9 protein-coding genes are annotated in these 13,310 nt (G+C 72.4%); 7 read left to right on the top strand and 2 right to left on the bottom strand.

Features of this window, described 5'->3' with window-relative positions; translation table 11 throughout:
• Positions 1–15 precede the first annotated feature (15 nt).
• Positions 16–1,653 (top strand): flavin monoamine oxidase family protein, encoded by a 1,638-nt coding sequence (locus tag IE245_RS29950; protein ID WP_189953227.1) that lies wholly within the window; start codon positions 16–18, stop codon positions 1,651–1,653.
• Positions 1,654–1,656: 3 nt separating this feature from the next.
• Here the strand turns inward: IE245_RS29950 and IE245_RS29955 are convergent, their stop codons facing one another.
• Together IE245_RS29955 and IE245_RS29960 are read right to left on the bottom strand one after the other, a co-directional pair.
• Entirely contained in the window at positions 1,657–3,045 is a 1,389-nt protein-coding gene (locus IE245_RS29955; RefSeq protein WP_189953229.1) for an FAD-binding oxidoreductase, read from the bottom strand.
• 70 nt (positions 3,046–3,115) lie between these two features.
• Positions 3,116–4,918, bottom strand: a complete 1,803-nt coding sequence (locus IE245_RS29960) for a glycoside hydrolase family 15 protein (RefSeq protein WP_189953232.1) — start codon at positions 4,916–4,918, stop codon at positions 3,116–3,118.
• A gap of 534 nt (positions 4,919–5,452) precedes the next feature.
• Here IE245_RS29960 and pyrG point away from each other — a divergent pair.
• The 6 genes from pyrG to IE245_RS29990 all read left to right on the top strand — a co-directional run bounded on the left by pyrG (position 5,453) and on the right by IE245_RS29990 (position 13,269).
• Complete coding sequence (gene pyrG, locus IE245_RS29965) at positions 5,453–7,105, top strand: CTP synthase (RefSeq protein ID WP_189953234.1); 1,653 nt, start codon at positions 5,453–5,455, stop codon at positions 7,103–7,105.
• An 85-nt stretch (positions 7,106–7,190) separates the two neighbouring features.
• Positions 7,191–7,817, top strand: a complete 627-nt coding sequence (locus IE245_RS29970; protein WP_189953236.1) for an NUDIX domain-containing protein — start codon at positions 7,191–7,193, stop codon at positions 7,815–7,817.
• Positions 7,818–8,024: 207 nt separating this feature from the next.
• Entirely contained in the window at positions 8,025–10,010 is a 1,986-nt protein-coding gene (locus tag IE245_RS29975; protein ID WP_229851680.1) for an AAA family ATPase, read from the top strand.
• Positions 10,011–10,156: 146 nt separating this feature from the next.
• Complete coding sequence (gene ald / locus IE245_RS29980) at positions 10,157–11,272, top strand: alanine dehydrogenase (protein WP_189953240.1); 1,116 nt, start codon at positions 10,157–10,159, stop codon at positions 11,270–11,272.
• A gap of 453 nt (positions 11,273–11,725) precedes the next feature.
• The gene (locus IE245_RS29985) at positions 11,726–12,769 is read left to right on the top strand and encodes a ParA family protein (protein WP_226651714.1); all 1,044 of its coding nucleotides are present in this window, start codon (positions 11,726–11,728) and stop codon (positions 12,767–12,769) included.
• A complete protein-coding gene (locus tag IE245_RS29990) occupies positions 12,754–13,269 on the top strand; it encodes a hypothetical protein (protein WP_189953242.1) in 516 nt (171 codons plus the stop codon). Before IE245_RS29985 ends, IE245_RS29990 begins: the two co-directional genes overlap by 16 nt.
• The last annotated feature ends 41 nt before the right edge of the window (positions 13,270–13,310 follow it).

Genomic DNA, 13,310 nt, shown 5'->3' on the forward strand with positions numbered 1-13,310 from the left:
CTCCAGGAGCGCCCCATGGCACGCACCAACCCGATGCACCTCCTGAACCGCCTCGCCGCCGACCACGCCGACGCCCGCCGGCTCGGCCTGCCCGTCGACGAGCTGCGCGGCCTGCGCCGCGACCCGCTCGGCCGCCGCACCCTCCTCAAGGCCGCCGCCGCGGCCGGCGTCGCGGTCTCCGCGGGAGCCGCGGCCGCGCCCGCCGTCGCCGCCGTGCCCGACCCTCCGGTGCGGTCCGACGCCCGGATCGTCGTCGTCGGCGCCGGCATCGCCGGACTCACCGCCGCCCTCACCCTCCAGGACGCGGGCCTCGCCCCCGTCCTCCACGAGGCCGACCCGGCCCGCGTCGGCGGCCGCATCTGGACCCAGCGCGCCCACTGGGCCTACGGGCAGACCTCCGAGATCGGCGGCGAGCTCATCGACACCGGCCACAAGAAGATGCTGGAGCTCTGCCGCCGCTTCGGACTCCCCGTCGAGGACTTCCTCGGCGGCGGCCCCAACGGCGCCGAAGAGGTCCTCTGGTTCGACGGCGGCTACTACCCGCGCCACCAGGCCGACGAGGACTTCAACGGCGTCTACCAGGCCCTGCGCCGCGACCTGTCGGAGGCGGGGGAGGTCTCCTGGAACCGGACGACCCCCACCGGCACCGCCCTCGACACCATGTCGGTGTACGAGTGGATCGAGAGCCGCGTCCCCGGCGGGCACGCCTCGCCGCTGGGGAAGTTCATCGACGTCGCCTACAACGTCGAGTACGGCGCCGACACCACCGAACAGTCCTCGCTCGCCCTCGTCCTGCTCATGGGCTACCAGACCAATCCCGGCAACTTCAACGTCTGGGGCCTGTCCAACGAGCGCTACCACATCACCGGAGGCAACGACCGGCTCCCGAACGCCATCGCCGCGGCCCTCAAGCCCGGAACCCTCCGCAGGGGCTCCTCCCTCCAGGCCGTACGGGCCAACGCCGACGGCACCCAGACGCTGACCTTCGCCGAGGGCGGCACCACCCGCACCGTCACCGCCGACCACACCGTCCTGTGCGTCCCGCTGCCGGTCCTCCAGCGGCTCGACCTCACCCGGGCCGGCTTCGACCCGCTCATGACGAACCTCCTCCGGGACGCCCGCATGGGCCACTGCACCAAGCTCAACATGCAGTTCGGCACCCGCCCCTGGCGCGGCACCGGCCCCTGGCCCGGGGTCTCCGCCGGCGACTGCTTCACCGACCTGGACGTCCAGCAGACCTGGGACACCACCAAGATCCAGGGCGGCACCGGCGGCATCCTCATCCAGTACAACGGCGGCGGCCTCGCCCGGAACCTCGACCCCGCCGGACCCTTCTCCACCGAGTCCGACCCGTACGTGAGGAACCTGGTGAGCCGCTACCTCACCGGCGTCGACGCCTTCTTCCCCGGCACCTCACGGGCCTGGAACGGCCGCGCCCAGCTCTCCGCCTGGCACAAGAACCCGAACGCCCTCGGCGCGTACTCCTGCTGGCCGGTGGGCTACCTCCACCGGTACGCCGGGTACGAGGGCACCGCCCAGGGCAACGTCCACATCGGCGGCGAGCACTGCTCCTACGACTTCCAGGGCTTCATGGAGGGCGGCGCCACCGAGGGCGAGCGGGCCGCGCGGGAGGTGATCGACGCCCTGCGGTAGCGGTCAGGCCGCCGGCCGGACGTTGTGGTTGTGGCGGAAGACGTTGTCGGGGTCGAAGGCCGCCTTCACGGCGGCGAGCCGGGGGAGGTTCTCCTCGCCGAACCCGGCGACGACCCGCCGCTCGCCCTCCGCCCCGATGAAGTTGAGGTACACGGCGTCCGTGGTCCACGGCCGCATGTCCGCGCGGACGTCGTGCACCCACTGCACCGCCCGCCCGTCGTCCGCCGGGTCCTCCCAGGTCGCGAACGGGTGCACCACCCACGGCGCGGTCCGCCACGGCAGCGGATGGCCGGACGGGCCGGCCGCCACCGCCCCGCCCATCATGAAGAGCACGTGCTGGGTCGCCGTCCCGGCCGGGATCCGCTCGCCGCGCGCGCAGAAGACGTCCACGGCCTCCTCGGGGAAACCGCTCAGATACTCCGCCGACCAGTAGTTCCGCAGCCCCGGCGGGTCGTCCATCATGCACTGGAGCTCCGCGTACGGGACGTCGGCGACGACCTCCACCACCGGCCGGAGCGCCACCAGCGACTCGGCGACCTCGCGGAGCCGGGACACCGGCCCCGCGCACGTCACCAGCACGCCGCACACCAGCTGCCCCACCAGGTGATCGGGCACGAACGGCTCCGGCGGGGCCGGGAAGTAGATGACCCCGCCCCCGATCTCGTCCGGCGCCCACCCGGCCAGCTCCCGGTAGGCGCGCACGACCTCGGGGCCGTACCGGGGCGGGAAGAGCAGCAGCGCCATGCTCATGTGCGGCAGCTCGTGCAGCCGCAGCGTCAGCGAGGTCGCCACGCCGAAGTTGCCGCCGCCGCCGTGCAGCGCCCAGAACAGCTCCGGGTTCTCCTCCGCGCTCGCCACCACGTGCTCGCCCTCGGCCGTGATCAGCTCGACGGAGAGCAGGTTGTCGCAGGCCAGACCGAACTTCCGCTCCAGCCAGCCGGAGCCGCCGCCGAGCACGAAACCGCCGACGCCGGTCGTGGACACCCGCCCGCCGGTCGTCGCCAGGCCGAACGGCTGGGTCGCGCGGTCCAGGTGGCTCATGAGCGCCCCGCCCTCGACCCGTACCGTCAGGTGCTCCGGGTCCGCGACCACCGCGTGCATCCGGCGCAGGTCGACCACGAGCGCTCCGTCGACGACGGAGACCCCGGCGACGCTGTGGCCGCCGCCGCGCACCGCGATCGGCAGCCCGGTCTCCCGGCCGAAGAGGATCGCGTCGGCGACGTCGGCCTGGGTCGCGCACTGGGCGATGACCGCCGGACGCCGGTCGATCATCCCGTTGTGGACGGCCCTGGCCTCGTCGTAGCCCGGATCCCCGGGCACGTACACCTCACCGGCCAGATCCTCGCGGAGCCCGGCCAGGGCGCTCGGCGGAACGGTGGTGTGGGGAGCCATGGCCGCCCCCCTTTCGGTACGGGGGCCAGAACACCTCTTCATCGTAGGCCCGGGCCCCCGGGGCCGCCGCTCAGCCGCCGTACGCGCCGCTCGCCGTCAGCCGCAGGGCCGTGTCGATCAGCGGGACGTGGCTGAACGCCTGCGGGAAGTTGCCGACCTGCCGCTGGAGCCGGGGGTCCCACTCCTCGGCGAGCAGCCCCAGGTCGTTGCGGAGGGCGAGCAGCTTCTCGAAGAGGGTGCGGGCCTCGTCGACCCGGCCGATCATCGCCAGGTCGTCGGCGAGCCAGAACGAGCAGGCGAGGAACGCGCCCTCGTCACCCTCCAGGCCGTCGACGCCCGCCTCCTCGCCGGCCGTCGGATAGCGCAGCACGAAGCCGTCCTCGGTGGACAGCTCCCGCTGGATCGCCTCGATCGTGCCGATCACCCGCTTGTCGTCCGGCGGCAGGAAGCCCATCTGCGGGATCAGCAGCAGCGAGGCGTCCAGCTCCTTGGAGCCGTACGACTGGGTGAAGGTGTTCCGCTCCTTGTCGTAGCCCTTCTCGCAGACGTCCCGGTGGATCTCGTCGCGCAGCTCCCGCCAGCGCTCCAGCGGGCCGTCCGCGTCCCCGGCCTCGATCAGCTTGATCGTGCGGTCGACCGCCACCCAGGCCATCACCTTGGAGTGGGTGAAGTGCCGGCGCGGGCCGCGGACCTCCCAGATGCCCTCGTCGGGCTGGTCCCAGTGGGTCTCCAGGTAGTTGATCAGCTTGATCTGGAGCAGGGAGGCGTAGTCGTTGCGGGAGAGGCCCGTCATGTGCGCGAGGTGGAGGGCCTCGGCGACCTCGCCGTAGACGTCCAGCTGGAGCTGGTTCGCCGCGCCGTTGCCGACCCGGACCGGGCCGGAGTTCTCGTACCCCGGCAGCCAGTCCAGCTCCGCCTCGCCGAGCTCCCGCTCGCCCGCGATGCCGTACATGATCTGCAGGTTCTCCGGGTCGCCCGCGACCGCGCGGAGCAGCCAGTCCCGCCAGGCGCGGGCCTCCTCGCGGTAGCCGGTGCGCAGCAGCGAGGAGAGGGTGATGGCCGCGTCCCGCAGCCAGGTGTAGCGGTAGTCCCAGTTCCGTACGCCGCCGATCTCCTCCGGCAGCGAGGTCGTCGGCGCGGCGACGATCCCGCCGGTCGGCGCGTACGTCAGCGCCTTCAGGGTGATCAGCGAGCGGACCACGGCCTCCCGGTAGGGGCCGTGGTACGTGCAGTGCCCCACCCAGTCGTGCCAGAAGGCGGCGGTCGCCTCCAGGGAGCCCTCCGGGTCCGGCAGGGCCGGCGGCTCCTTGTGCGAGGGCTGCCAGGAGAGGGTGAAGGCGATCCGGTCACCGGGGGTGACGGTGAACTCGGAGTAGGTGGTCAGGTGCTCGCCGTGGGTCTCGGCGTCGGTGTCGAACCAGACGGAGTCCGGCCCGGCGACCGCGACCGTCCGCTCGCCGACCTTGTGGACCCAGGGCACGATCCGGCCGTAGCTGAACCGCATCCGAAGCGCCGAGCGCATCCGCACCCGGCCGCTGACGCCCTCCACGATCCGGATCAGCTGGGGGGCGCCGTCGCGCGGCGGCATGAAGTCCGTCACCCGGACCGTGCCGCGCGGGGTGTCCCACTCGGACTCCAGGATCAGCGAGTCGCCCCGGTAGCGGCGGCGGTCCGCCGGGGCGGGTTCGGCGTCGGGGGGTCCCGCCGGTCCCACTCTCCAGAAGCCGTGCTCCTCGGTGCCGAGCAGGCCCGCGAAGACCGCGTGCGAGTCGAAGCGGGGGAGGCAGAGCCAGTCGACACTGCCGTCCCGGCAGACCAGCGCCGCGGTCTGCATGTCCCCGATGAGTGCGTAATCCTCGATACGCCCGGCCACGTGCTTCACTCCAGTCGAACGGCCCGTCCGCCCCTCGGGGCGCGTGCAGCAGATGTTGCGGGTTGCGAGTTGCGAGAGTGCCCGCGGTGCCAGTGTGCGGGATGGCCGGCTCCGGCAGCGGATCGAGGGGAGGCGACACGGGCTCCCGGTCCGGTTCCACGGGCGGGGGTGGTGCCGTCGGCCGGCCGCCCGGCGACACGGCCGGGCGGGATGGACCGCACAGTAGTGACCGTGGTGATCGCCCGTGCAACGCGCTGCTCCACTCGGGTGAACAGCTGCTTTCGATACGCCCCCGGAGCCCCGCCGGCGGCGCACGACGGCCCCGCGGCGGCCCGTCCCACCCGGTCGGCGGGCGCGCCGACCGTGTGGCCGGAAGCGGTCTCCTGATGTCACTGATACCCTGGTACCCCGTGGACCGGTGGGAAACGGCGCCAGCCGAAACCCCCGAAACCGCAGCGACGGCACCCCCGATTCTTCCGGAGGGCATGCCGCTTCGCACCTCCAGAACGCGACCACGGGAGCCCCCTCTTGGCGATGCCGCCCAAATCCACGACGACCAAGCACATCTTCGTCACCGGGGGTGTCGCCTCCTCGCTCGGCAAGGGCCTCACCGCCTCCAGCCTGGGTGCGCTCCTCAAGGCCCGGGGCCTGCGGGTCACGATGCAGAAGCTCGACCCGTACCTCAACGTCGACCCGGGCACGATGAACCCCTTCCAGCACGGTGAGGTGTTCGTCACCAACGACGGCGCCGAGACCGACCTGGACATCGGCCACTACGAGCGCTTCCTCGACGTCGACCTCGACGGCTCGGCCAACGTCACCACCGGCCAGGTCTACTCGCAGGTCATCGCCAAGGAGCGGCGCGGCGAGTACCTCGGCGACACCGTGCAGGTCATCCCGCACATCACCAACGAGATCAAGTCGCGGATCCGCCGCATGGCCACCGACGACGTCGACGTCGTCATCACCGAGGTCGGCGGCACGGTCGGCGACATCGAGTCGCTGCCCTTCCTGGAGACCGTCCGCCAGGTCCGCCACGAGGTCGGCCGCGACAACGTCTTCGTCGTGCACATCTCGCTGCTGCCCTACATCGGCCCCTCCGGCGAGCTGAAGACCAAGCCGACCCAGCACTCGGTCGCCGCCCTGCGCAACATCGGCATCCAGCCCGACGCGATCGTGCTGCGCGCCGACCGCGAGGTCCCGACCGCCATCAAGCGCAAGATCTCGCTGATGTGCGACGTCGACGAGGCCGCGGTCGTCGCCGCCATCGACGCCCCGTCGATCTACGACATCCCGAAGGTGCTGCACACCGAGGGCCTCGACGCCTACGTCGTGCGCAAGCTCGACCTGCCGTTCCGCGACGTGGACTGGACCGTCTGGGAGGACCTCCTGGACCGCGTCCACAACCCCGACCACGAGGTCACCGTCGCGCTCGTCGGCAAGTACATCGACCTGCCCGACGCCTACCTGTCGGTGACCGAGGCCATGCGCGCCGGCGGCTTCGCCAACAAGGCGCGGGTCAAGGTCAAGTGGGTCACCTCCGACGACTGCAAGACCCAGGCCGGCGCCGAGAAGCAGCTCGGCGACTGCGACGCCATCCTCATCCCCGGCGGCTTCGGCGACCGCGGCGTCTCCGGCAAGGTCGGCGCCATCCAGTACGCCCGCGAGCACAAGGTGCCGCTGCTCGGCATCTGCCTCGGCCTCCAGTGCATCGTCATCGAGGCGGCCCGGAACCTGGCGGGCATCCCCGAGGCGAACTCCACCGAGTTCGACCCGGCCACCGCGCACCCCGTCGTCTCCACGATGGAGGAGCAGCTCGCCTACGTGGAGGGCGCCGGCGACCTGGGCGGAACGATGCGTCTGGGCCTCTACCCGGCGAAGCTCGCCGAGGGCTCCGTCGTCCGCGAGACCTACGCCGGCGAGCCGTACGTCGAGGAGCGCCACCGCCACCGCTACGAGGTGAACAACGCGTACCGCGCCGAGCTGGAGAAGAAGGCCGGTCTGGTCTTCTCCGGCACCTCCCCGGACAACAAGCTCGTCGAGTTCGTCGAGTACCCGAAGGAGATCCACCCCTACCTGGTCGCCACCCAGGCACACCCGGAGCTGAAGTCCCGTCCGACCCGCCCGCACCCGCTCTTCGCGGGCCTGGTCAAGGCGGCCGTCGAGCGCAAGACCGGCAAGAAGTAGCCAGGCGTTAACGTTGCCGGGGTGCGGGTCCTGACGGGCCGGTACCCCGGTTTTCGTATGTGGTTTCGGGTACGGGAGGACAGAGATGAAGGTGCAGGACACCCCGGAGGAGTGGCAGGTCGTCGCCACCGCCACCCCCTTCACGGGAAACAAGACGAGTGTCCGCACGGACGACGTGGTCATGCCGGACGGGTCGGTCGCCCGCCGCGACTACCAGGTCCACCCCGGCTCCGTCGCCGTGCTCGCCCTGGACGACCAGGACCGGGTGCTCGTGCTGCGGCAGTACCGCCACCCGGTGCGGCAGAAGCTGTGGGAGATCCCGGCGGGCCTGCTCGACGTGCCCGGGGAGAACCCGCTCCACGCCGCGCAGCGCGAGCTGTACGAGGAGGCGCACGCCAAGGCGGGGGAGTGGCGGGTCCTCGCGGACGTCTACCCCACGCCGGGCGGCTGCGACGAGGCCGTACGGATCTTCCTGGCGGGTGACCTCGCCGACGCGGAGGGGGACCGGTTCGCCGTCTCCGAGGAGGAGGCGGACATGGAGCTGGCGCGGGTCCCGCTCGACGAGCTGGTGCGCGGGGTCCTCGCCGGCGAGCTCCACAACACCTGCCTGGTGGTGGGGGTGCTGTCGCTCGTCGCGGCCCGTGCGGGTGACGGCGTCGAGGCGCTGCGGCCCGCCGACGCGCCCTGGCCCGCGCGCCCGTTCGAGGCGTAGCGCTCCCGCCGTCCCGTCGTGGGCCGCGCCGCCGCCCGTGCGGCCCGCAGCGGGGACCGACCGGTGTGACTGTCGGCTGATCCGATCGGGGGATGCCCCCGCCGCGCTCCGCCGGGTCGGCGGCAGGGGCTGAACTACGCTCGTACACGCCCGTGCGGAGTCCCCCGCGGGGATCGGCTCGTGCGCAGGTGGACGGGAGCGTGGCCCGTGACGGATCAGGCGGTGGCAGCGGCCGGCAGCCGGCAGTTCTACGGCCGGCAGCGGGAGTTGAAGGCCCTCCGCGCCGACATCGAACGGACCGGTCTCGACACCCTCACCGGACGCAAGGAGCCCCGCGCCCGTGTCCTCCTCGTCGCCGGCCGGCCCGGCTCCGGGCGGACCTCGCTCGCCGAGGAACTGATCGCCTCGGTCGCCGCCCGCTACCCCGACGGGGTCTACCGCGCGCGGCTCACCGAGCCCGGCGGAGAGCCCGTCCCCACCGCCAGGGCCGCCCGCGAACTGCTGCGCGACCTCGGGGTCGCCGAGCCGCCGGGCGCCGCCGAGGACGAGCTGACCGAGCTGGTCCGCGAGGCGCTCGGCGCCCGCCGGGCGATCCTCCTGCTCGACGACGCCGTCGACGCCGAGCAGGCCGATCCGCTGCTCCCCGACAACCCCGACGCCCTGGTCGTCGCGGTGGCCCGGGGGCCGCTCACCGGCATCCCCGACGTCCGGCCCTGCACGCTCGGCGGGCTCGACCCGAAGTCCGCGATCGAGCTGCTGACCTCGGCCACCGGCTCGGTCCGCATCACCGTCGACCCGCAGGCCGCCGAGGCGCTGGTCGAGGAGTGCGGCGGACTGCCCGCCGCGGTGGTCCTGGCCGGCGGCTGGCTGGCCGGCCGGCCCGAGACCTCCGTCGCCGACCTCGCCAAGCGCCTGCGCGGCCTCAGCGGCGACCCCCTCACGCGCACCTTCCTCCTGGCCCACCAGGCGCTGCCCCAGCCGGCCGCCCGGATACTGCGCTTCCTGGCGCTCGCCCCGCTCGGCCGGGCCGACGCCCACACCGCCTCCGCCCTGGCCGGCTGCTCGGTCTCGGCGGCGGCGACCACGCTCGCGGACTTCGCCCACCTCGGCCTGGTGGCCGAGACCGCCGACGGGCGGTACGAGGTCCCCGGCCATCTCGTCCCCCTGCTCCGCGCCCAGCTGGAGGAGCGCGACCGGCCCGCCGAGGTGCAGCTCGCCCGGGCCCGGATGCTGGAGCGGACCGTGCGGCTCCTCCAGTCGTGCCGCGCGGTCACCGAACCCGAGGGCTCCCCGGCCCGCCGCAGACTCGCCGGTCTGCCGCGCGCCCTGCGCTTCCCCACCCCCGAGGACGCCGCCGACTGGCTGGCCTCCCGCCGCACCGAGCTGCTCGCCTGCGCCCGGCTCGCGGTCGCCGACGGCGAGCTCGACACCCTCGCCCGCCGGCTGATCGCCTCCCTGGTGCGGGCGCTCACCGCGCACCGCGGGGCCGAGGCGGCGGCCCCCGACCTCTACGGGCTGCACCGGCTCGTCCTCGACGTCGCCGAGCGGCGCGGACTCCACCGCGAGCGGGCCGCCGCCCTGCTCAACCTCGGCGACCTCGACGCCAAGACCGGCCGCACGAAGGACGCCCTGCTGCGATATCGGTTGGCCTGGGAGGTCGGGAGGCAGGCAAATGACCCGTACGCCACCGGTCGCGCAATGGAATCCGTAGGTGGCAGCTATCAGGAGCTCGGCGACTGGCAGCGGGCCGGCGACTGGTACGGCCGCGCCCTGGCCCAGCGCCTCGCCCACGACGAGCGGGCCGACCAGGCGCGCCTGTACGCCCGCCTCGGGGCCGTACAGACCTACGCCGGGCGGTACGGGGAGGCCCTGCGGCACTGGCGGGCGGCCGCGGCCGGCTACCGCAGGCTCGGCGATCTCCCGGGCCACGCACGGGCGTTGAGCGAGGCGGCCCGGGTGCAGGAGTACGCGGGACGCCCCGAGGAGTCGCTGCGGACCTGCGAGGAGGCGGTCGAATGGGCCCGCCGTGCCCGGGACACCCGGCTGCAGGCCGCGCTCCAGCTGCGGCTCGCCGACACCCTGGACCGGCTCGGCGACCCCGCCGCGGCGCGGCTGCACCGGGCCGCGGCGGACCGTCTGCTGGAAACCGACCGCTGTGCCTACGAAATCCGCAGTGGGTCTGCGGAAGATTAGTACTTTGAAAGGCTAGACAGCGGGAACTCCTTCATTAGACTGGTTCCGCCGCGTTCGAACGTGGTCTGCTCCGGTGTGCCGCAGTGCATCCGGGTATGTATCGCAGTGCACCAGTTATCCCCCCGATTCAAGGACCGTGATCGACGATGAAGGTCGGCATCCCCCGCGAGGTCAAGAACAACGAGTTCCGCGTGGCCATCACCCCCGCCGGTGTCCACGAGCTCGTCCGCAACGGCCACCAGGTCTTCATCGAGCAGAACGCCGGCGTCGGCTCCTCGATCACGGACGAGGAGTACGTCGCCGCCGGCGCCGAGATCCTCCCCACCGCCGACGAGGTCTGGGCCACCGCCGACCTGCTCCTCAAGGTCAAGGAGCCGATCGCGGAGGAGTACCACCGCCTCCGCAAGGACCAGACGCTCTTCACCTACCTGCACCTCGCGGCCTCCAAGGAGTGCACGGACGCCCTCCTGGAGTCCGGCACCACCGCCATCGCCTACGAGACGGTCGAGACCGCGAACCGCGCGCTCCCGCTGCTCGCCCCGATGTCCGAGGTCGCGGGCCGCCTGGCCCCGCAGGTCGGCGCGTACCACCTGATGCGCTCGGCCGGCGGCCGCGGCGTCCTCCCCGGCGGCGTCCCCGGCACCCACGCCGGCAAGGCCGTCGTCATCGGCGGCGGCGTCTCCGGCTGGAACGCCACCCAGATCGCCGTCGGCATGGGCTTCCACGTGACCCTGCTCGACCGTGACATCAACAAGCTCCGCGAGGCCGACAAGATCTTCGGCACCAAGGTGCAGACGATCGTCTCCAACGCCTACGAGCTGGAGAAGGCCGTCGTCGAGGCCGACCTCGTCATCGGCGCCGTCCTCATCCCGGGCGCCAAGGCCCCGAAGCTGGTCACCAACGAGCTCGTCGCCAAGATGAAGCCCGGAAGTGTCCTTGTCGACATCGCGATCGACCAGGGCGGCTGCTTCGAGGACTCGCACCCGACCACCCACGCCGAGCCGACCTTCCAGGTCCACAACTCGGTCTTCTACTGCGTCGCCAACATGCCCGGCGCGGTCCCGAACACCTCCACCTACGCGCTCACCAACGCCACGCTGCCCTACATCGTGTCGCTGGCGAACAACGGCTGGGTCGAGGCGCTGCGCCGCGACTCCGCCCTCGCCCTGGGCCTCAACACCCATGACGGCAAGGTGGTTTACAAGGAGGTCGCCGAGGCGCACGGCTACGAGCACGTCGAGCTGAGCACCCTCGTCGGCTGACCCCGAGCCGCCCTCGCGAGGGCCCCGGCGGCGGCCCCGTCAACGCCCGCCGTCAATGTCACGCACCCGGCCGGACCTTGTTCGACAAGGTCCGGCCGGCTGTGTCTCCGGCCACGCCAAAACGTTCGGTCAACTCGCCTCGAACGTAACCCTTTAACCGTTTCGCACACCCCTGAAACGTGTGGATGCGTGGTCGCGCACCCTTGACAGAGCCGTGTTCGGTTGCCGACACAACGGGCCGGGTCCGGGCGATTGTGTTGCTGCGGACCGGTGACACGCCATAGAGTCGCCAACCGTCGGCATGGTGCCACGCTGACAGATCGATAAATGTTCCTGGTCACATCCAAGGAGGTAAGACGACTTGTGAATGAGTCGACATTTACTCCCGGGAGCGGTGCGCCAGGTGCCCCGGTCGGCTCCGTCGCGGTGCGGACCTTCGCGACGCACCAGCCCATGACGACAACCCACACGCTGAAGACGATGGACGGCCTACACGTGAACGCCACGGCCGGCAACGAGATGGGCCGAGAGTCCACCCACTTCGCCGCCTACGACGAGCTGCCCGAGGGGCACTTCTACGACCCCGACGCCGAGTACGAGCCCGACCCGGAGTACGCGGCCACCCTCGCGCCCGACGCTGCCCGCCAGCGCCGCGAGCGGATCGGCCCGACCGGACGGCCGCTGCCGTACTTCCCGATCCCGGGCCCGCTGACCGACCACGGTCCCGCCAAGATCATCGCGATGTGCAACCAGAAGGGCGGCGTCGGCAAGACCACGTCGACCATCAACCTGGGCGCCGCGCTCGCCGAGTACGGACGACGGGTGCTGCTCGTCGACTTCGACCCGCAGGGCGCCCTGTCGGTCGGCCTCGGCGTGAACCCGATGGAGCTCGACCTCACCGTCTACAACCTGCTCATGGAGCGGGGCATGTCGGCGGACGAGGTGCTGCTCAAGACGGCGGTCCCCAACATGGACCTGCTGCCGAGCAACATCGACCTCTCCGCCGCCGAGGTGCAGCTGGTCTCCGAGGTCGCGCGCGAGTCCACGCTCCAGCGCGCCCTCAAGCCGCTGATGAACGACTACGACTACATCGTGATCGACTGTCAGCCCTCGCTCGGCCTGCTGACCGTGAACGCCCTGACGGCCGCTCACAAGGTCATCGTGCCGCTGGAGTGCGAGTTCTTCGCGCTGCGCGGCGTCGCCCTGCTGACCGAGACCATCGAGAAGGTCCAGGAGCGGCTCAACCCCGAGCTGGAGCTCGACGGCATCCTCGCCACCATGTACGACTCCCGGACCGTGCACTCCCGCGAGGTGCTCGCCCGGGTCGTCGAGGCCTTCGACGACCACGTGTACCACACGGTGATCGGCCGGACGGTGCGCTTCCCGGAGACCACCGTCGCCGGCGAGCCCATCACGACGTACGCCTCCAACTCCGTGGGCGCCGCCGCCTACCGCCAGCTCGCCAGGGAGGTGCTCGCCCGGTGTCACGCCGAGTGAGTCTGCCCGGAGCCGACGAACTCTTCCGTACGACCGGGGGGACGGCACTGCAGTCCTCGTCGCCCCGCCGAACCGTTCCCGCTCCGGCGGGAGAGAGCGACACGGCGGCCGGCGCGGACGGCGGATCCGCCGGCTCCGCCGAGCACACGGCCGCCGACTCGGAGGCGGCCGAGCCGCGGGCCCGGGAGACCGAGGCGGTCCCCGCACAGCAGCCCGCCCCCGTGAAGGCGGCCGCCCAGGCCGGCGCTCCGGCGCGGCGCCGCGGCCGGGCCGCCGCGCGGCGGCCCAGCGGCCGGGAGCGGCACGACGAGAAGATCACGGTCTACGTCTCCGCCGAGGAGCTCATGGACCTGGAGCACGCCCGTCTCGTGCTGCGCGGCGAGCACGGCCTCGCCGTCGACCGCGGCCGGATCGTCCGCGAGGCGGTCGCCGTGGTCCTGGCGGACCTGGAGTCCCGCGGCGAGGCGAGCATCCTCGTCCGCCGTCTGCGCGGCCGCTGACGGTAGCCTGCGGGCGGCCCCGCCCCCGCACCCCCTGGAAC

This window comes from Streptomyces roseolus (assembly GCF_014649855.1).
GTDB classification, from domain to species: Bacteria; Actinomycetota; Actinomycetes; order Streptomycetales; family Streptomycetaceae; genus Streptomyces; species Streptomyces roseolus.